Origin of the sequence: Agrobacterium larrymoorei, from assembly GCF_037722385.1 — a bacterium.
Taxonomy (GTDB): Bacteria; Pseudomonadota; Alphaproteobacteria; order Rhizobiales; family Rhizobiaceae; genus Agrobacterium; species Agrobacterium larrymoorei_C.
In genome coordinates, this window is record NZ_JBBKAQ010000018.1 from 287,370 (window position 1) to 306,848 (window position 19,479).

At 59.6% G+C, this 19,479-nt stretch carries 12 protein-coding genes; 7 read left to right on the forward strand and 5 right to left on the reverse strand.

Annotated features, from left to right (window positions below; translation table 11 throughout):
• Positions 1-89: 89 nt before the first annotated feature.
• The 7 genes from WKI41_RS17710 to WKI41_RS17740 all read left to right on the forward strand — a co-directional run bounded on the left by WKI41_RS17710 (position 90) and on the right by WKI41_RS17740 (position 8,047).
• Positions 90-2,333, forward strand: a complete 2,244-nt coding sequence (locus WKI41_RS17710; protein ID WP_340194780.1) for a primosomal protein N' — start codon at positions 90-92, stop codon at positions 2,331-2,333.
• 85 nt (positions 2,334-2,418) lie between these two features.
• Positions 2,419-2,805 carry a DUF4345 domain-containing protein gene (locus WKI41_RS17715; protein WP_340194781.1) on the forward strand — a complete coding sequence of 129 codons (387 nt, stop codon included), beginning with the start codon at positions 2,419-2,421 and terminating at the stop codon, positions 2,803-2,805.
• Between the two features lie 261 nt (positions 2,806-3,066).
• Positions 3,067-3,633 (forward strand): F0F1 ATP synthase subunit delta, encoded by a 567-nt coding sequence (locus WKI41_RS17720; RefSeq protein WP_340194782.1) that lies wholly within the window; start codon positions 3,067-3,069, stop codon positions 3,631-3,633.
• Entirely contained in the window at positions 3,633-5,162 is a 1,530-nt protein-coding gene (gene atpA, locus WKI41_RS17725; protein WP_296020386.1) for a F0F1 ATP synthase subunit alpha, read from the forward strand. Before WKI41_RS17720 ends, atpA begins: the two co-directional genes overlap by 1 nt.
• 27 nt (positions 5,163-5,189) lie before the next feature.
• On the forward strand, positions 5,190-6,068 hold the full coding sequence (locus tag WKI41_RS17730; RefSeq protein WP_340194783.1) for a F0F1 ATP synthase subunit gamma: 879 nt from the start codon (positions 5,190-5,192) through the stop codon (positions 6,066-6,068).
• 23 nt (positions 6,069-6,091) lie between these two features.
• On the forward strand, positions 6,092-7,549 hold the full coding sequence (gene atpD / locus WKI41_RS17735) for a F0F1 ATP synthase subunit beta (protein ID WP_296020383.1): 1,458 nt from the start codon (positions 6,092-6,094) through the stop codon (positions 7,547-7,549).
• Positions 7,550-7,636: 87 nt separating this feature from the next.
• Complete coding sequence (locus WKI41_RS17740; protein WP_340194784.1) at positions 7,637-8,047, forward strand: F0F1 ATP synthase subunit epsilon; 411 nt, start codon at positions 7,637-7,639, stop codon at positions 8,045-8,047.
• Between the two features lie 478 nt (positions 8,048-8,525).
• Here WKI41_RS17740 and WKI41_RS17745 read toward each other — a convergent pair whose 3' ends face one another.
• The 5 genes from WKI41_RS17745 to WKI41_RS17765 form a co-directional block, all read right to left on the reverse strand.
• A complete protein-coding gene (locus tag WKI41_RS17745; RefSeq protein ID WP_340194785.1) occupies positions 8,526-10,295 on the reverse strand; it encodes a methyl-accepting chemotaxis protein in 1,770 nt (589 codons plus the stop codon).
• Positions 10,296-10,626: 331 nt separating this feature from the next.
• Complete coding sequence (locus WKI41_RS17750; protein ID WP_062424868.1) at positions 10,627-11,103, reverse strand: chemotaxis protein CheW; 477 nt, start codon at positions 11,101-11,103, stop codon at positions 10,627-10,629.
• A complete protein-coding gene (locus WKI41_RS17755) occupies positions 11,103-12,887 on the reverse strand; it encodes a methyl-accepting chemotaxis protein (protein WP_340194786.1) in 1,785 nt (594 codons plus the stop codon). Before WKI41_RS17755 ends, WKI41_RS17750 begins: the two co-directional genes overlap by 1 nt.
• A gap of 205 nt (positions 12,888-13,092) precedes the next feature.
• Positions 13,093-17,253 carry a translocation/assembly module TamB domain-containing protein gene (locus WKI41_RS17760; protein WP_340194787.1) on the reverse strand — a complete coding sequence of 1,387 codons (4,161 nt, stop codon included), beginning with the start codon at positions 17,251-17,253 and terminating at the stop codon, positions 13,093-13,095.
• Positions 17,254-17,349: 96 nt separating this feature from the next.
• Complete coding sequence (locus WKI41_RS17765; protein WP_340194788.1) at positions 17,350-19,278, reverse strand: autotransporter assembly complex protein TamA; 1,929 nt, start codon at positions 19,276-19,278, stop codon at positions 17,350-17,352.
• Positions 19,279-19,479: the final 201 nt, after the last annotated feature.

Below are 19,479 nucleotides of genomic sequence, written 5' to 3' on the forward strand. Positions count from 1 at the left end.
ATAACCCGTGTGCGAAAACCGTTCCGATTTCAGGAACGATGCTATAGAGGTTCCCTTTTCGTTTCCTGAAGGACAATGTCGCCGCAACCATGGCAGACGATTCGACCGATCTTTTTGGCGCCCTGTTTGGCCCCGCATCCGGCACAGCGAAACCGGGTGACGCTTTGCCAACCGTTGCCGTTCCCGTTCTGGTGCCCATGCCGGCGCCGGGGCCTTACAGCTATGGCGTTCCCGAAGATATGGTGGTGGAGCCGGGGTCCATCGTGCAGGTGCCGCTTGGCCCGCGGCAGGTCATCGGTGTCGTTTGGGACAGGAATGACGGGCCGCCTGTCGATCCGAAGAAGCTTCGCCCAATCACCAAGACATTCGATTGCCCACCGCTTCGCGAAGAGATGCGCCGCTTCATTGACTGGGTGGCATCCTACACGCTCTCCCCGCCAGGACTGGTGGCAAAGATGGCGTTACGTGCGCCGGCCGCTTTCGATCCCGAACCGATGGTTGAAGGACTGAGGCTGACCGAAGCGCGGCCGGAACGGCTTACCCCTGCACGCGAACGGGTGATCGAGCTTGCCGGTGAGGGCCATGGCTGGACGCGTAGCGGCCTTGCCCATGCCGCCGGTGTATCAACCAGCGTGGTCGAGGGGCTTGCCAAGCAGGGCGTGTTCGAAACCGTCTTCCTGCCCGCGCCCCCGGTTGTGGCGGAGCCTGATCCGGAATACGCGCCATCGCGACTGGAAGGGCCGCAGAAGCAGGCTGCCTCCGAAATTCTGGAGGATGTGCGCAAAGGTGGCTTTGCCGTGTCGCTGATCGATGGCGTGACGGGCTCGGGCAAGACGGAGGTCTATTTCGAGGCGGTGGCCGAGACCCTGCGGCAGGGCAGGCAGGTGCTGATCCTATTGCCTGAGATCGCTCTGACCGCCGCCTTCCTCGATCGCTTTCAAGACCGCTTCGGCTCACGCCCGGCGGAGTGGCATTCGGATATTTCGCCGCGCATGCGCGAGAGGGTCTGGCGCCAAGCGGTGACGGGCGAGGTACGTGTCGTTGCCGGAGCGCGTTCGGCACTCTTCCTGCCTTTCGATAATCTCGGTCTCATCATCGTTGATGAAGAGCATGATCCGGCTTACAAGCAGGAAGACCGCGTCTTCTATAATGCGCGCGACATGGCGGTGGTGCGCGCGCGCATCGGCGATTTTCCCATCGTGCTGGTGTCGGCAACACCTTCGGTGGAAAGCCAGGTCAACGGCAATTCCGGTCGCTACAACACCATTCATCTGCACACGCGCTTTGGCGATGCGGCCATGCCCGATCTGCATCTGGTCGACATGCGCCGCCACCCGCCCGAACGCGGCGGCTTTCTCTCGCCGGTGCTGTTGCGCGGCATTGGCAAGACCATCGAGAAGGGCGAGCAGGCGCTGCTCTTTCTCAATCGGCGCGGCTATGCGCCACTGACACTTTGCCGCGTGTGCGGCCACCGTTTCCAGTGCCCACAATGTTCAAGCTGGCTGGTCGAGCATCGTTTCCGCAGCCAGCTGCAATGCCATCAATGCGGCCACAGCGAGCCGACGCCCGATCATTGCCCGGAATGCGGCACCTTCGATCATCTGGCCGCTTGTGGTCCCGGCGTGGAGCGTATTGCTGAAGAGGTCGAGAAGCACTTTCCACAAGCCCGCACCATTGTGCTCTCTTCCGATCTGATGGGCGTGAAGCGCCTGCGGCTGGAACTCGAAGCCATCGTCAAGGGCGAGGCGGATATCGTCATCGGCACGCAGCTGGTCGCCAAGGGGCATAACTTCCCGCTGATGACGCTGGTCGGTATTGTCGATGCCGACCTGGGGCTTGCCAATGGCGATCCGCGCGCGGCGGAGCGCACCTTCCAGCTCTTGTCGCAGGTGACGGGCCGCGCCGGGCGAACCGGGCGCAAGAGCCATGGTCTGCTGCAAACCTATCAGCCGCAGCATCCGGTAATGCAGGCCATCGTTTCGGGTGACGCGGAAGCCTTTTACGAGCGCGAAATCATCGAGCGCGAAAAGGCGTTGCTGCCGCCATTCGGTCGCCTGGCGTCCATCATCGTGTCGGCCGATAGCCGCGCGGAAGCCGAGACCCATGCGCGGGCGTTGCGCGCCTCAGCTCCGCAAGCGCCGGGCATTATGCTGCTCGGTCCGGCGGAAGCGCCACTCGCCTTGATCCGCGGACGCCATCGCTTCCGGCTTTTGGTGCATGGCAAGCGCAATTCCGACATGCAGTCCTTTCTTCGGGCGATGATCACGAATGGCCCGAAGGAGCGTGGCTCCATCCATGTGCAGACCGATATCGATCCGCAAAGCTTCCTGTAGCGGGGGCAGGGCGCAAACATCTTTCGGCATCGTTCCTGCCGTGGCATAAGGCGGCCCGAGGGATTCGCAATTTGGGGGCGGAACGATGGAATTTTATTTTCCGACAGAACCGGGTGAGCAGCTGGCTTTTTTCGCAGCGATTCTGTCGTCGCTGATCGGGCTTGTGGTAATGTTTGCGCCGATGATCACCTTTCGCCTCTTCGGCCTGCAGGTGGTGGGCGAGCGTCGTGATGGGCTGGCGCTGATCCGCTCCTCGCTTGCCGGCTTCTACCTCGGTCTCGGTGCCTCGGCGCTGCTTCTCGCGCAGCCGATGGTCTATCTTGCCTTTGGTGCTGCTTTTGCGCTCGCCTCGTTTGGCGCGCTTCTCTCCATTCTCTCCGATGGAGGCGCAACGCTCCGCAATTCATTACTTCTGGTTGTGCATGCAGCGCTTGCTGCTCTTCCGCTGATGTATGTGTTTGGGCTGGTCTAATGTACGGTTAATGGCAATTCTTCCCGGCATGCGCGTCACAAGCGCGTCATTGGGAAAATTAAACGGCATTCCCTCTTGTCCAAAAGAAGGTTTCCGCTATTACGCGTGTTGCGAGTCCCGGCGTCGTATGCTAGACGGACCGCGAAATCGAGATAAGGCAGGGGGGAATTCCAGCCTTTTTCGGGGAAATTGAAACGATTTCAAGAATTTGACGAAGCCGATCGCTCGGCTGCGTTTTCTTGGATGAATAGCAGGGAAAAATTGCCCGTGGCAGATACCTCCCATGGAACATCCGGTGTAGCGGAAAGGTATGCGTCTTCGCTTTTCGAGCTTGCCTTGGAAGCGGGTGTTGTTGAGGCAGTCGGTGCCGATCTCGACAGGTTTCAGGCCTTGCTCGATGAAAGCGACGACTTGAAGCGTCTGGTTGCGAGCCCGGTCTTCTCTGCGGAAGATCAGTCGAAGGCCATTTCGGCCATCGTCGAAAAGGCTGGCATTTCCGGTCTTGCTGCCAATTTCCTCAAGGTCGTGGCCAATAACCGCCGCCTGTTTGCCGTTCCCGGCATGATTGCCTCCTACCGCACTATTGCTGCTGCCCACCGCGGCGAAATTGTTGCCGAAGTTACCTCGGCGCATGCGCTCGACGAAGCACAGGAAACTGAACTGAAAGCGGCGCTGAAGAGCGTGACCGGCAAGGATGTGACGATCGCACTTACGGTCGATTCTTCCATCCTCGGCGGTCTCATCGTCAAGGTCGGTTCACGCCAGATCGATACGTCTCTTCGCACCAAACTTTCCACCCTTAAGCTTGCACTGAAAGAGGTTGGCTGATGGATATCCGCGCCGCGGAAATTTCCGCAATTCTGAAAGATCAAATCAAAAATTTCGGCAACGAGGCGGAAGTCTCCGAAGTCGGCCAGGTTCTGTCCGTTGGTGACGGTATTGCTCGCGTTTACGGCCTCGACAATGTCCAGGCTGGTGAAATGGTCGAGTTCCCCGGCGGCATTCGCGGCATGGCGCTGAACCTTGAAGCCGACAATGTCGGTGTCGTTATTTTCGGTTCCGACCGTGACATCAAGGAAGGCGACACCGTCAAGCGCACAGGCGCGATCGTTGACGTTCCAGTCGGTCCTGAGCTGCTCGGCCGCGTCGTTGACGCTCTCGGCAACCCGATCGACGGCAAGGGCCCGATCAATGCGACGGAACGCCGCCGCGTTGACGTCAAGGCTCCTGGCATCATTCCGCGCAAGTCGGTTCATGAGCCTATGTCGACCGGCCTCAAGGCCATTGACGCTCTGATCCCGGTTGGCCGTGGCCAGCGCGAGCTCGTCATCGGCGACCGCCAGACCGGCAAGACCGCCATCATTCTCGACACGTTCCTGAACCAGAAGCCGATACACGACAACGGCCCGGACAACGACAAGCTGTACTGCGTCTACGTCGCCGTCGGCCAGAAGCGTTCGACCGTCGCTCAGTTCGTCAAGGTTCTGGAAGAGCGTGGCGCTCTGCAGTACTCCATCGTCATCGCGGCTACTGCTTCGGACGCTGCTCCGATGCAGTTCCTGGCACCGTTTGCCGGCTGCGCCATGGGCGAATACTTCCGTGATAACGGCAAGCATGCCCTGATCGGCTATGACGACCTGTCCAAGCAGGCTGTTGCCTACCGTCAGATGTCGCTTCTTCTGCGTCGTCCTCCGGGCCGCGAAGCTTACCCTGGCGACGTTTTCTATCTGCACTCGCGTCTTCTCGAGCGCGCTGCCAAGATGAGCGACGAAATGGGTGCTGGCTCGTTGACGGCTCTGCCGGTCATCGAAACCCAGGGTAACGACGTTTCCGCCTTTATTCCGACCAACGTGATCTCGATCACCGACGGCCAGATCTTCCTTGAAACCGACCTGTTCTATCAGGGTATCCGTCCGGCTGTTAACGTCGGTCTGTCGGTTTCGCGCGTTGGTTCTGCCGCTCAGATCAAGGCCATGAAGCAGGTTGCCGGCTCGATCAAGGGCGAGCTTGCCCAGTATCGTGAAATGGCAGCATTCGCCCAGTTCGGTTCGGACCTCGATGCCTCCACCCAGCGCCTGCTGAACCGTGGTGCGCGTCTGACCGAACTTCTGAAGCAGCCGCAGTTCTCTCCGCTCAAGACGGAAGAGCAGGTTGCGGTGATCTTCGCTGGCGTCAATGGCTACCTCGACAAGGTCGCGGTCAACCAGGTCGGCAAGTTCGAACAGGGTCTGCTGTCCTACCTTCGTTCCGAAGGCAAGGCGATCCTCGACACCATCCGCACGGAAAAGGCTATCAGCGACGATACCAAGGGCAAGCTCAAGGCTGCTCTCGATAACTTCGCCAAGTCTTTCTCCTGATTAGGCTCTGACTGGGACGGATAACGGATGCCTTCACTAAAGGATCTGAAAAACCGCATTGCCTCCGTAAAGGCGACGCAGAAGATAACCAAGGCGATGAAAATGGTCGCCGCGGCGAAGCTTCGGCGCGCCCAGGAAGCTGCGGAGGCCGCCCGCCCATATTCGCAGCGCATGAGCGCCGTGCTGGCCAACATCGCTCAGGCGGTGGAAGCCGATGTCGCTCCGGCGCTGATGACCGGAACCGGCAAGGACGATGTGCATCTGCTCGTCGTCTGCACGGCGGAGCGCGGTCTGTGCGGCGGTTTCAACTCACAGATTTCCCGCTTTGCCCGCGATCATGCCCGCAAGCTGATGGCGCAGGGTAAGACGGTCAAGATCATCACGGTCGGCAAGAAGGGCTACGACAGCCTGCGTCGCGAATTCGCCTCCAACATCATCGAGCGCATCGAACTGCGTGACGTGAAGCGGGTGGGTTTTGCCAATGCCGACACGATCGCCAAGAACATCATTGCCCGTTTCAACGCTGGCGAGTTCGATGTCTGCACGCTGATCTACTCGGAATTCAAGTCCGTGATCAGCCAGATCCCGACCGGTCTCCAGTTGATCCCGGCTGCTGTTCCAGCTGCCGAACAGGCAGCGACCGCCAACACGGCGATCTACGAATACGAGCCGGATGCGGCCTCCATTCTGGAAGACCTCATTCCGCGCAACATTTCCGTCCAGGTTTTCCGCGCACTGCTGGAAAACGTGGCTGGCGAAATGGGCGCCAAGATGAGCGCGATGGACAACGCAACCCGCAATGCCGGTGAAATGATCCACAAGTTGACGCTGTCCTACAACCGTCAGCGTCAGGCTCAGATCACCAAGGAACTCATCGAAATCATTTCGGGCGCGGAAGCGCTCTGAGGTAAGGAAAGAGGGTAAGGATAATGGCTCAGGCAGCTACCCCCATTAAGACCGCAGCGACCGAGGGCGCTACCGGCAAGGTTACGCAGGTTATCGGCGCTGTTGTGGACGTTGCGTTCGAAGGCGAACTGCCGGCGATCCTGAACGCGCTCGAAACCGACAACAACGGCAACCGCCTTGTTCTCGAAGTTGCGCAGCACCTCGGCGAAAACGTCGTTCGCACCATCGCGATGGACTCCACCGAAGGCCTCGTTCGTGGCCAGCCGGTCGCCAACACGGGCGCACCGATCTCGGTTCCGGTCGGTCCTGAGACGCTCGGCCGTATCATGAACGTCATCGGCGAGCCGGTTGACGAAGCTGGTCCGCTGAACACCGCGTCCAAGCGTGCCATCCACCAGGAAGCACCGTCCTACGTCGACCAGTCGACGGAAGCACAGATCCTCGTCACCGGCATCAAGGTCGTCGACCTGCTCGCGCCTTACGCAAAGGGCGGCAAGATCGGCCTGTTCGGCGGCGCTGGCGTTGGCAAGACGGTTCTGATCATGGAACTCATCAACAACGTCGCCAAGGCGCATGGCGGTTACTCCGTCTTCGCAGGCGTCGGTGAGCGTACCCGTGAAGGTAACGACCTTTACCACGAGATGATCGAGTCCGGCGTTAACAAGCACGGCGGCGGTGAAGGCTCCAAGGCTGCTCTCGTTTACGGCCAGATGAACGAGCCGCCAGGTGCGCGTGCCCGCGTTGCTCTGACCGGTCTGACGATCGCTGAAAACTTCCGTGACGAAGGCCAGGACGTTCTGTTCTTCGTGGATAACATCTTCCGCTTTACGCAGGCTGGCTCGGAAGTGTCGGCTCTGCTCGGCCGTATCCCTTCTGCCGTTGGTTATCAGCCGACGCTTGCAACGGACATGGGCCAGATGCAGGAACGCATCACCACCACGACCAAGGGTTCGATCACCTCGGTTCAGGCCATTTACGTTCCCGCCGACGACTTGACCGACCCGGCACCTGCCACCTCGTTCGCCCACTTGGACGCAACGACGGTTCTGTCGCGTTCGATCGCTGAAAAGGGTATTTATCCGGCCGTTGACCCGCTCGACTCCACCTCGCGCATGCTCGACCCGCTGATCGTTGGCGAAGAGCACTATGAAGTGGCTCGTAAGGTTCAGTCGACCCTGCAGCGCTACAAGGCTCTCCAGGACATCATCGCCATCCTCGGCATGGACGAACTGTCGGAAGAAGACAAGCTGTCGGTTGCCCGCGCCCGTAAGATCGAGCGCTTCCTGTCCCAGCCGTTCTTCGTTGCCGAAGTCTTCACCGGTTCTCCGGGCAAGCTCGTGGCTCTCGAAGACACGATCAAGGGCTTCAAGGGTCTCGTCAACGGCGAGTACGACCACCTGCCGGAAGCGGCATTCTACATGGTCGGCTCCATGGACGAAGCCATCGAGAAGGCAAAGAAGCTGGCTGGCGAAGCCGCTTAATGTGATTGAACTGGTGCGCGGTTTTTCGCCGCGCGCCGTTGCTCCCCGCGACATGCTCTGTCGCGCAATCTGAAGAAGTGAATAGCCATGGCCGACACTTTCAAATTCGAACTTGTTTCTCCCGAGCGCTTGCTGGTTTCCGAAACGGTCAGCGAAGTCGTGATTCCGGCGACGGACGGCGAAATGACGGTTCTGGCGAACCACGCTCCGGTCATGACGACGATCAAGGCGGGCATCGTCACCGTGAAGACGGCATCTGGCGAAACCCACAAATATGTGGTGTTCGGCGGCTTTGCCGACATTCTTCCGACAGGCTGCACGCTGCTCGCTGAATCGGCCGTATCGGCTGACGACATGAGCCCGGATGATCTGCAGAAGCGCATCGCTGCTGCCCGTTCGGAGATCGAGGAAGGTAACCACCACCACGATCATCTGACGAAGCTTGAAAAGCACCTGTACGAGCTGACGAACCTGCACGAGGTTCTCGTCGCCGCTTGAAAGGACCGGGCGGGATAGCGAAAGCGACCGTCCACATAGCACATCAAAATGGAGCGGTCCCTGCGGCCGCTTTTTTGTTTTGGGACTGTCGGCAAGGCGGGTGCTGGATGATCCACCTGGTAGCGGTGGAACGCTCTATATTGCTGGATCAGGGCGATCGCCCGCTCGGCCCCGCACGATACCGTGCCAGTATCACTCGCTGGGCGAGCGTGACTGTTATTCACAGCACGAGGTTACGTCGTCTGAACGTCGCCCTTTCTCCTCCTGCTTTTCCGCAAGAATGCGCGACGGAGGATCCGTGCCCTGGAGGCGGCCCCGCACGCATGGTCACGACGTTGTTCGAGCGAGATATTGCTCCCAGCAACCGGCGCCTGCGTCGTCGCCTGGCATCAAGAGCTGCCTTTGAAACAGCCAGCTCATCTCACCGCTACGACGCCATACGCCAGACCCGCGCCCCGTCTGATGAAGAGGAAGCGCTTCAAAACTCCGTCCATTCCGCTGCAACAATCGCCGGGGCCGCTGAGCCATATCGTCGTGCCGGCATTGGGCTCGCTGTTGCAATGACCGCGCGCGCGTGGACGGGCGCGGCAGGTGCGGCGGCGTTGGCGAAGCCGACGTCGAACTGCGTCAGGAGCTGGCGGAGCGTTTCGGCTTCACGCGCCAGCCCGTGGCTTGCGGCGGTCGTTTCTTCCACCATAGCGGCGTTCTTCTGGGTGGCCTGGTCCATCAGGTTGACGGCGTTGTTGATTTCGCTGAGGCCCGTCGCCTGCTCGCGCGCGGCCTCGACAATGGCCGATACGTTCGTGTCGATCATCTCGACCTGGGAGGCGATGTGCTTCAAGGCTTCACCCGTCTCGCCAACAAGCCCGACACCACGGGCAACATGCGCGCCGGACGCGTTAATCAGCTGCTTGATCTCCTTGGCGGCTGCGGCGGAGCGTTGAGCGAGATCACGGACCTCCTGCGCGACGACGGCAAAGCCCTTGCCGGACTCGCCGGCGCGTGCCGCTTCGACTCCAGCATTCAGGGCCAAAAGGTTGGTCTGGAAGGCGATACTGTCGATGACGGCAATGATGTTGGTGATTTCGCCGGCAGAATGCGAGATCGCGTCCATCGCAGCAATGGCGCGGTGGACGATGTCACCGGAGCGCTCAGCATTGGCCTTGGTCTCGCTGACAAGACGACCCGCCTCATCGGCCCGCCGGCTGGCGTCTGCACCGGTGGTGGTGATCTGCTCAAGGGCAGCGGCACTTTCCTCCAGCGAGGCTGCCTGTTGCTCCGTGCGCCGCGCCAGCTGGTCCGCCGCCACGCGGATTTCCGCAGAGCCGGAGGCGATGATCTCAGAGTTCTGCGCCACGGTCTGCATCGTCAGGCGCAGCTTTTCGATCACCTCGTTGAAGTCGCTTCGAAGCTTCTCCATGCTCGGCACAAAAGGGGTATCGAGGCTCTGGCGCAAATTGCCCTCTGCGAGCGCGCGCAGTGCCAGCCCAAGCGTCGAGATCGCGCTCATGCGTGGTGTCACATCGGTGGCAAATTTCACCACCTTCACCACCACGCCATTGTCGTCCAGGATAGGGTTGTAGGCCGCCTGAATCCAGACTTCCTTGCTGTTCTTTCCGAAGCGGACAAATTCATCGGAGATGAATTCGCCAGCAGCCAGCCGCCGCCAGAAATCACCGTAAGCGTCAGATGCGGCATAAGCCGGCTCGCAAAACATGCGATGATGGCGGCCTTGAATCTCTTGCAGGCTGTAACCCAGCGTGCGACAGAAATTATCATTTGCGGTGAGGATGTCGCCTGCCGGCGTGAATTCGATGACGGCTTGAGAACGCGAGATCGCTTCGAGCTTGCTGTTGTCCTCTTTTGCCTTCAGCTTCTTCTTCGTGATGTCGCTAGCGATCTTCACGACCTTGTAGGGGTTGTTACCGCGAAAGACAGGGTTGTAGGATGCCTCGATCCAGATGTCGCGACCATCTTTGCGCAGCCGCTTGAACTCCCCGGCTTTGAACGATCCTGCTGCCAATTCGCTCCAGAACTCTTTGTAGTCCACCGAGTTGACATAGTCCTTGTCGCAGAAGATGCGATGATGCTTGCCGACAATGTCAGACAGCTCATAGCCTAGTGCTTCGCAGAAGTTGGCGTTTGCGTCCAGGATGTTGCCATGCAGGTCGAATTCGATCACGGCTTGTGATGTGGAGAATGCCCTTAGAACATTGGTCTTGTCAGCGCTCTTTGCCAACCAAAACATTTTCCCCTCCGGGACAGCCGAAATGTTGTGGCGGTGCTCCTGATCACCTGAGCACATTGACGCCCGTTACTTGCGCATCGGCCGGATCGATTATGCGCCTGTATCGATTTATTAGAGCAAATTAATATTAAAAGTTTCTTTCGTAACGTAAGTACAAACTTGGCGTGTAGAAAACATGGAGCGGTGTCAGGCTACCGGGGGACGTCAACACGTTGAAGCCTCCTCGTTCGTCCAATAGAACGCACGGCGATTTAGACTTCCGCACAGCAAAAAAGCCGTGCGGAGGATGTCCGCACGGCTTTCGTAGTAGGTCCTGAAGATAAAGCGCCGATCAGGCGGCCAGTTCATCCATGTCAGTGCCCTTGAACATCTTGGCGAGGTTCAGGAAGCAGATCATGCCATGCTCGTTGGCAATGATGCCTTCCGAGAAGGACTTGTCGAAGGATGCCGAGACTTCCGGAACCGGCTGAACCTGGCTTGCCGGGATCGTCAGAATGTCGGAGACGCGGTCGACCAGCATGCCGATGACCATGTTGTGCACTTCTGCCACGACGATGGCGCTACGCTCATTGGCAACGGTGCTCGTCATGCCCAGCTTGTAGGCCAGGTCGATGATCGGAATAACCGAGCCGCGCAGGTTCATGACGCCGATAACATCCGGCGGCGCATGCGGGATGGGCGTGGAAGGTGCCCAGCCGCGGATCTCGCGGATCGTGGTGGTCTTGACGCAGAATTCCTGATCATGAAGGCGAAACGCTATGATTTCCAGGGTTTCGCCGCCGAAGTTCGTCGAATTGATCATTGCCATCAGAATTCTTCCCAATCCTTTTGAGTCGGAGCCAGAGCGAGAGAACCGGACGTCGCATAGACTGCGGGCTTCGGCTTCCTCTCCGGAGCGCGTGCAATCGGCACTCGTTCTTCCAGCTTCATTGAGTGATTCGTAACAGAAGATTGTTTCCCAAATCTAAATTGCGCGAGAAGTTCGTGCAGGACATGCGCCTCATGCGCGAGGCTATGGCTTGAGGCGGTTGTCTCTTCCACCATCGCCGCATTCTGCTGCGTGTTGGTGTCCATGGCTTCGACCGCGTGGTTGATTTCCCTGATGCCATTGGCCTGGTCATGGGCCGTCTCGACGATGGCCGCGACATTGGTGTTGATTTCCGCCACTTGGCCGACGATCTTGCTCAGCGCCTTGCCGGTTTCGCCGACGAGGTCGACACCCTCTTTCACCTGCAATGCGGAAGTGTTGATCAGCGTCTTGATTTCCTTTGCGGCATTGGCGGAACGTTGCGCCAACTCGCGGACCTCCTGCGCCACGACGGCAAAGCCCTTGCCGGCTTCACCGGCGCGCGCAGCTTCCACGCCGGCGTTCAAGGCCAGCAGGTTGGTCTGGAAGGCAATATCGTCAATGACGCTGATGATATTGCCGATTTCGTTCGAGGATTGCGAGATGCGGCCCATGGCTTCGATCGCCCTGCCGACGATCAGGCCAGACTGTTCCGCGTCGGCCTTGGTGTTGGCAACCAGCCGACCGGATTCTTCTGCGCGAGACGCGTTTTGCGCCACGGTGCGGGTGATCTCATGCAAGGCAGCGGAAGTCTCTTCGAGGCCTGCCGCCTGTTGTTCAGTGCGCCGCGCAAGGTTGTCGGTGGCTTCGCTGATTTCGCGTGCGCCAGTGGTGATGCCACTGGTGCATTCCGCTACATCGCGCATGGCACCTTGCAGCCTCTGCAACGAAGCGTTGAGATCGTGACGTACCTTTTCAAGAGCCGGGGTGAAAGGGACCGAGATCGTCCGGGTCAGGTCGCCGTTCGAGAGCGCGGTAAGGCTTGCGGCAAGATCGTCCACGGCGATCACGCGGTCTGTAACGTCGGTCGCGAATTTGACGATCTTGAAGACATTGCCGTTTTCATCGAAGATCGGATTGTATGACGCCTGGATCCAGATCGGCTTGCCGCTTTTGGTCACGCGCTTGTACTCAGCCGCCGTAAATGCGCCGCCAGCAAGAGACTTCCAGAATTCGCCGTAGGACGGATCGTTGCGAACGTTATCTTCGCAGAAAATGCGGTGATGCTTTCCTTGAATTTCCTCAAGCCTGTAGCCCACGGCATTGAGAAAGTTCTCGTTCGCCGTAATGATTTCGCCGGTGGGCGTGAACTCGATAGTGGCCTGCACGCGCGAAATCGCATCCAGCTTGCCAGCGTCTTCGGCTGCTTTGCGTTTGGCTTCGGTGATGACGGTCGCAAGCTTGACGACGCTCTTGACGCTACCGCCCTCAATGACCGGGTTGTAGGACGCCTCGATCCAGACTTCCTGGCCGCCATTGGCGATCCGCTTGTATTGACGCTTGTCAAAACGACCAGCGGCGAGGTTTTTCCAGAATTCTTTGTAATCGCCGCTGTTTGCGTAGGACGGTTCGCAGAACATGCTGTGGTGCTTACCGATCACCTGATCGGCCGTGTAACCCATCGCGTTGCAGAAATTCTCATTCGCAGACAGGATTTTTCCCGAAGTATCAAATTCGATAATTGCCAGAGAACGACCAAGCGCGGCAAGAACCGCCTTGGCATGAGTTCCAGGAAGAAAAAGCATTCAATGAACTCCATCACGGTTCAACCGTAAGGTCACACCAATATCGCGTTGCGTGCAAGCAAGAGCCTTTAGCGCAACCGGCGCGGATGGTTCAGGGCAACAACAATTGGTTTAGCTCATCAAATTTAAGAATCTCTGAACTTTGAAAGTTTAACTATTTTCTTAACATTGCTACCTGAAATCTTATGGTTCACGCATAAGTTGATCAATATTCTTTCTCGTAGAAGATACCTGCGGCGCCTTCACCACTGCCGCCGGCCTCACCGCGCAGTTTTACGCCGCGTCCGACGTCGAGATTGATGATCGCCTTGGCGCCTGAATCGCCGCTCTGTTCGAGCTCGAGATAGGTTCGCTCGTTGATGTATTTGCCGGCGGAGACACGCGCGCGTCCTTCCGAATCGGTGGAGATATCGAGATCATCAATTCCGAGATTGCTGCGCAGGCTGTTGAACAGCGAAGTCGAGCGGCCACCGGCGAGCTGGCTTGCCGCATCTGCGAGACGGGCGATCTGTAGCGGCGAGAGCTTCGACATGGACTGGCCGAAGATCAACTGCGCCATGATCTCATCCTGCGGCAGAGCAGGCGAGGAGCTGAAAGCGAAAGCCGGATCGTTGGCGTTACCGCTGACGGTGACTGTCACGGTGTTGGAGCCAACGGTTGAATCTGCAGACATATTGAGAACGGGGATCAGTCCGCCGCCGAAGGTGATATCGCCATTGGTAAAATCAAGTCGCCGCGTCAGAATTTCCAGGCGACCACGGCGCATGGTGAAGCCACCCGAGACCTGCGGGTTTGATGCAGTGCCGCGAACCGTCAGATTGCCGTTCAACTCCGCGTCGACACCGCGACCGCGCACGAAGATGCCGCTCGGCGCATTGATCTGCAGATCGAGACCGATGGTCGCGGAGGTGCCGTCACCCCCCTGGTCTGCGCGCAGTTCCGCATCCTGGCGTCGCACCGCAGGCGGTGCGTTCTTGTGCTTGATGTCGATTTCCGTCAGCGAAGCGGGGAGGCGCTCCGGAATGGTGATGGCGCTCTTGTCCAGCGTGATTGTTCCCGCCAGCATGGGCGAGGTGAGGACCGGCCCCTTCAAGGTCACCGTGCCGCTGGCCTGGGTGGTGAAGAGCGTACCGTCGACATAGGTCGCGCGGTTCAGCGTCAAGCTGAGATCGGCAGGGAAACCGGCGCCGGGATTGATGCCGATGGTGCCGGAGCCCGAAAGCGTGCCGCCGCCCGACATCGCGCCGGTCAGTCGCGAAATGGTGGCAACATCGCGGTTGAAGCTGATCGTCGCGGCGATATTGTTGATCGTCAGATTGCGCCGGACATCCGTCACGCGGGTGCCGTCGGTAGTAATCGTGCCCGTTACCGAGGGAGCTGTCGCCGTACCCTCAATGCGGATATCGACAGCTGCAGAGCCGTTGACGACGAATCCCTGGGCGGATGTTTGCGCGGCCAGCGCTGCAAAAGGAACATTGCCCTTGAAGCTCATGGCCAGTGGACGGTCGCCAGCAAGGCCTATCGTGCCGCCACCGGAGAGGCCTAGGCCGCCGCCCGCGCTCAGGTTGGTATCCAGCCGCAGCGTCTGGCCGGTGTAGCGGCCATTCGCCTTGATGCCTAATGGGCCAAGGCCTGCCGCGCGGGTTTGCGCGACCGCTGCATCCGACCAGGTGAGATTATAATCCACGGACGGATCGGTCGCTACACCCTTGGCAACGACCGTGCCGGAGATGGTGCCCGAAGCATCGAGCCCTGGCGAAAAGGCGTTGGCGAGATTGGCCGGCAGCGAGCGGATGGCGACGTTGAGATCGAGGGTAGATCCAGCCGTGCCATTGACCTCGACCCGGCCATTGCCTGTCTGGATGGTCAGGCCCGCAATGCGCGCGGTACCATTCTCGATGGCGATCGCGGTCGGGGCGGCAAGGCGCACGGGAATTCCGCGCGGCGTTGCGGAGAAGGTATCGACCGAGACGGTCATCGGCGAGGCGCCGGTGTCGGCTCGACCTTTCAGCACCAGTGGCGCATTGTCATAGCGACCGTTGAGATCGAAGGTCGTGGCGTTCGACGCATGGTCGATATTCAGCGCGATGCCGGAAAGGGCTGCGGCGCCCGCATCGATCTTGTCCGCCTTCACAGTGCCGTTGATGGCAAGTGCCGCAAGATCGTCAACTTTCAGATCCGCTGCCAACCCGGCAATGGTCGTAGTGCCTTGGCGGATGCTGTTGCCACTGGCACGAATTGTGGCGGCGATCTTCCCATTGGCGTTGCTGATGGCGATGTCACCCTTCAGGTCGCCGCTTGCCTGCTGGGCGGCGAGTGCTGCCAAAAGGGAAATATCGGGGAAGTCGAGAGAAAGGTCGCCAGACGGCAGGAACTGCGGCGTCAATTGCAGCTTGCCGGTCATGACATTGGGGCCGACCTTGACGTTCAACTCAGGAATGGCTGTGCCTTCCCCCGTCTGTACCAAAGCGGCGGATGCGTCGATCGGCTGGTTGTCGAGCGTGCCGGTTGCCTGGAACCTGGCTTGTGGGGCAGCGACATCCGCCTTGCCACTGGCCGAAACCTTCAGCGCTCGCAGTGCGCGACCCGCCAGCGTTGCCTCTGCCGCAGAGAGGTTTGCGGTAAAATCCGCCGCATTGATCGGGCCGTTGGCCTGCAATGAGAAGTCGAGAGAGCCTTGCGCCTGCGGTGACAGCTTCTGCAGTGAGGGCAGGCGGCCAGAGAGCTTTGCGCCGACCGTGCCATTATCGAGCGTCACGTCGCCATTGGCTTCGAGCGTGCTCGATTTCACCACGAGGTTTTCCAGGCTGGTGGCGCCGCCGATGAGGCTGTTGACATAGCCGTCAATCGCAATCGTCCCATCGAATTTCTCCGAAAGCCCGGTCGGCAGAACCGAGGGCAGGACAAAGAGGCGCAGGTTGGAGGCGATGCGGCCTTCATATATATCGTAAGAGCCGCTTGCGGTGCCGCCGATACTGGCGCTTTCCAGCGTCGCGCCCTCAAAGGCAATGGACTGCGGAGAGACACGCAATGGGGCGGTGAGTTTCAACGGTGCCTTGATGGCGCGCTCCAGATCGGGCGCCGTCAATGCCGACTGGTCGACGGCAAGCAGCGTGCGGATCGTGCCGGTGCGGCTGGCAATATTGAGATCGTCGCTGGTCGCGGTGAGCTTCACACCCTGAAATGTGCCCTGCGGTGCTGTGAGTGAGCGCAGCGACACGACCGTGTTCAGCCTCGCCGCATCGGCATTGCCGCGCAGGCTGAGATCGATGCCATCGACGAGTGCTCGAACCTCATCCTGTCCAAGCGGCAGGCGCACATCGACCGGGCCGTTAGTGCCGATCAGATTGGCGGAAAGGTCGTTCTGGCCTTGAGGGTCGAGACTGCCGGAGGCGGTGAGGATCAGCGCGCCGGTTTCGAGATTGCCGTTTTCAACGCTGATGCGTCCCTCCGGCGAAATAGACGCGGCCAGATCAACCTTGGTCTCTCCCGTAAAGAGCTGGCGCATGAGAGGCGGCAAAAGCCGATCCGGCTCGCCGCCACCCTGCAAAGTCAAACGGCGCGTGCCATCGGTTGCCAGACTATGATGGCCATCGAGAGACAAAACCTGGTTCCCACCAACCGTGCCAACGAGCTTTCCTGACCAGTCCGACAGGGGGCCATCGCCATTCAGATTGATGGAGACCGCCGGCGCGCCGGGAAGACGCAGCAGATTGGCAAGCAGGCCGCCTTCCGGCTCATTCAGAACCGCCTTGAGCTTCAGCACGTTTTCACCCGGAACATAGGCGAAGTCTGCGTCGATCGAGGCGCGCTGCTCATCCTTGCGGGAGGCCGAAAGAGAGGCCGTCATCGTATCGGCTGTCGCATAGCCATTGCCGGATGCGCTCAGAGAAAAGGCGCGCCCAGCAAGCTTCTCGCCAAGCTCGATATTCGGCAGCGAGAGGTTGTCGATGGCCACCTCGACTGGAAGGGTGAAGCTGCCCGAGCTTTGCTGTGCCGGGTCAGACGAGGGCAGTGGAAGACGATCGACAGTGATGTTGGCAGCGGTCAGCCGTTCGGCATGGAACGTGCCGGTGAGAAGATCAAGCGGCGACCAGTCGAGTTCGACGCCATCAAGCTTGGCATAAGGGCCGTCGCGATCGGCAATCGTCACCGAGTTAAGGCGCAGCCTGCCGCTCAGCAGACCGCTCGGCGGGGAAATGGTGATCGTCTGATCCTTGCTGGAGGCGAGACGCGAGACTTCATCGGCGACGAAACGCGCGCCGAAGGGGCTCAGGCCCAAAAACAGCACCACGACCACAAGAAGGGCGACAACCCCGAATGCGATAAAGGCGAACCATTTCAGCAATCGAATCAAGATGTTCATGAACGGTAATCTACACTTCGCTTGGTCGTCGTAACAGGTCTGGGCAATTTGCCTTGCGGCACCATGCCCGGCGTTGTCGGCCATTCGTCGCTGGCTTTAGAAGGCTTGTCCGATACCGGCATAAATTCCGAAGCTGCTGCCGCTTGGATATTTCTCCAGCGGCATGGCGACATCAAGACGCAAGGGTCCAAAGGGGGTCTGGTAGCGAAGGCCGATGCCGGCGCCAGCGCGAATATCGGAAAAATCCGGCGTGATTTCTGAGGAGACGACGCCCGCATCGACAAAGGGCACAAGTCCGATCGTCTCGGTCACCTTGAAGCGTGCTTCCAGCGAGCTGACGATATAGGAGCGTCCGCCGGTCGCCTCGCCATTGGCCGCATAAGGCGAGATTTCCTGATAGCTATAGCCGCGCACCGAGCCGCCGCCGCCAGCAAAGAATCGGCGCGTGGTGGGGATGTTTTCAAGCGAGCCGCCACCCACGAGCACGCCGCCTGCGAGCTTGCCGGCCAGCACCACCTGATCGTCGGAGCCAAGGCCAAGATAACCGGTGGTCGAGGCTTCAAGCGAACTGAAGATCGTGCCGTTCAAGGCTTCATAGCTCGGCGTGGCTGCAATCGAGGCGCGGAAGCCCTCGGTCGGATTGAGCCTGTCATTGCGTCTGTCGCGAACGAATTCCAGTGGGATCGATGTCGTCAGATACTGATTTTCGCCGAATGCGTCTTGCGTGTTTTCCCACTCGACTTCGAAACCGGCCGAGGCCGTATCGTAGTCGTTGAAGTCATAGGCGAAGCCGGCATAGGCCGTCACCGTCTGTGCGTCGTAGCTGTCCGGATGCTCGGTCTTGGCCTTCAGGCTCGCGGTAAACGTGGTTTCAGGTGTGAACATCCCGGGTTTGACGAAGGTGATGCCCGCGGAATAATCCATATCCTGAACCGTGGAGGCTTCCCCAAGCCGGTTGACCGCGCCTTCTATGCGAAGCGATTCGGCTTTTCCAAACAGGTTGCGATGGCCCCAATAGCCCTGCAGGCCCGCACCATCGGTGGTAGAATATTGCGCGCCAACGCCGAAATAGCGGAACTTGCCCTCCGAGACCTCAATGGTCAGCGGCAAGGTCCCGTTGGGTGCGAGCGTGTTGGCTTCCTTGATGGTGATGCTCGAAAAGACACCGAGCTTGCGCAGTCTGTCGGAGGCCTTGCGCAGTCTTTCCGGCGAATAGGGCTCGCCGCGGTTCAGTCGCGAATAGGTACGAATAAAGTCGGCATCGACGGCTCGGTCGCCTTTGACCGCCACGTCGCCCATGGCAGCGACGGGGCCAGCCTCGGCCACCATCGTCAGATCCACGGTGTTGTTGGCGTGGTTGGCAACCGCTTCGCGCTTCGTCAGCTTGGCGAAGGGGCGGCTCTCGGACTTCAAATCCTCGATCAGCTTGTTGCCGGCACGAATGATGGCCAGCGAGCCCGCGTCTCCGCCGGTCTCCAGACCATATTCAGCGGGGTTGTGTCCGCCCACATCGCCCTCGAATCGCACGGTGCCGAGCGTGAAGACGGGACCGGGCGTCACATCGATGACGACCGGGACAGGGCCGGATGTGTTGAAGGTCGGGACGGGCGGGATGGAATCGATATCCTGTCCGGCAATGGTGATCTTGACGATGCCGCCATAGCGGGCGTTCTCATAGAGGGCAGCAACCAGCCTGTCGCGATCGTCCTTGGCGCGGATCAAAAGGCCGAGATCGCCCGATGCCGGCTTGTCTGGCTCTGCGATTAGCAGCGCGCTGTTTTCAAGGCTGTCACGCAGCTTGCTGTCGGCGCCAGGGCTGTTGAGGGTGGCTGTAAACTTGACGGGATTGAGGACCTCGTTCTCCTTGTCCTCGTCGGAGCCCCAAAGCGTAATGCCGAAGATTTTGAGCGCGAAGGCCTCGCGCACGAAGCCCGGATAAAAGGACACGGCTGCCGCCACCGCCAATGCGGTGCCTGCCCTCCAGTACGCAATACTCTTCCGTTGGTCAGTCCGCTTTTTTGGCATGCGCTGCTTTATGGTTGAGCATTTATTATTGCCCCCGCCCGTTTATCCTTCGTTAAAGCGCGTCACGATCCAAAAGAATTCGCGCACTCCGCCGCCCGTCCATGGCAGTTCAATCGCGTCAAAACAGCTGTGCCGTTCTCTGCAAGCTGCTCTTATCCTCAAATTTAATCATAAATAAGAAGCAGGGGCACCCCAAAAACG